Here is a 1,203-nt window from a genome sequence, read left to right as displayed (position 1 = left end):
CAATGACCGCGACGGGAGTGACGCGTAGCCCGGTGACGACCCCCATTCGGTGGAGCAGAAGCGCCACCACGGTGTTTGCCTCGTAGACCCCGGGAACGTACACGAGTCCGACCGCCGTCGTGGCAGCGTCGGCCGCCTTCGTCGCAGTCAGCAGCGCAATCCCCGACACGGAGAGGAGGCTCCGGCCTGCGTTTCCGAGCCGTCGGGAACCGACGGGGCGCCGTGACCGTCCGGACAGCCTTCTCCCCTGTCTCTCGGCTTGACGCCCCCGGCGTTCACGCCTTTCCCGACCGCGCCGGGTCCTCTGTTCGTTCTGGGGTCGGTCCGTTTGATCCGCACGTCCCGACATGGTGACGTTTTATCAGTAATTTCAAAATATATAAACATGTGTGACGGTCCAGCGTAATTCAAGTTCGTCTCGAGTGAACTACCCCACCCTACTCGCTCACGGCTGACGCCGTTCGCTCCTTGAGGGTGGGGCTTCCTGTTTCCACGACGCGCTTTGCAGATACAGGCGTATCCACAGGGAGCGCAGTCTCCACAGGCGTTGATTCGGAGTATCCCACTCCTACTTTTTTAAGACCACGAGAAAGGATGTTCCACGCCGCGTTCGCATCTCTATCCGCTTCAAATCCACACGCCGGGCAGGAGTGTTCGCGCATCCACAGCGGTTTCTCAGTCTTCACACCACAGGAAGCGCACTCCTTTGTCGTCCCGCGCGGGTTCACGGCGACGAAGTGCGTCCCTTCACGTTCACACTTGTATTCGAGCATCCGCAGGAACATTCCCCACGCCGCTCCCGCCCGATTTCGTGAGTTTCTGGGGAGTTCGACCAGCCCTTTCGCATCCAAGTCCTCAACAGCCACCAAGTCGTACTCGGTGGCGTAGTAGTTCGACAGCTTGTGGAGAAAGTCGCGGCGCTTTCGCTTGAGATCAGCGTGGCGTTCCGCCACGATTTGTCGTTGTGTCTCCCAATTCGTAGAGCCGTGTTCCTTCCGCGAAAGGTCGCGTTGGGCGCGTTCCAATCGTTCGCGCTCGTCGCTGAAGTCGGGACTTTCGATGGCGTACCCATCGGTGTCGTGGGCATACTTGAGAATCCCCACGTCGATACCAACGCACCGATCTGGATCGGTTGGTTTCTCAGGTGTCTCTTTCCCGTCGACAACGAATGAAGCGAACCAGTCCCCAGTTGGCTCCTTCTTA

General features: G+C 59.4%; 1 protein-coding gene. It reads right to left on the bottom strand.

The window, feature by feature from the left end; all coding sequences use genetic code 11:
* Positions 1–437 precede the first annotated feature (437 nt).
* Positions 438–1,203 (bottom strand): RNA-guided endonuclease TnpB family protein (locus DVK07_RS19340; protein ID WP_147441237.1); only part of this gene is annotated, 766 nt, incomplete at its 5' end.

Source organism: Halorubrum sp. Atlit-26R, from assembly GCF_003666015.1.
Lineage (GTDB): Archaea > Halobacteriota > Halobacteria > Halobacteriales > Haloferacaceae > Halorubrum.
The sequence above is the reverse complement of the archived record's forward strand: the minus strand, read 5'-3'. Positions and strand labels throughout refer to the sequence as shown.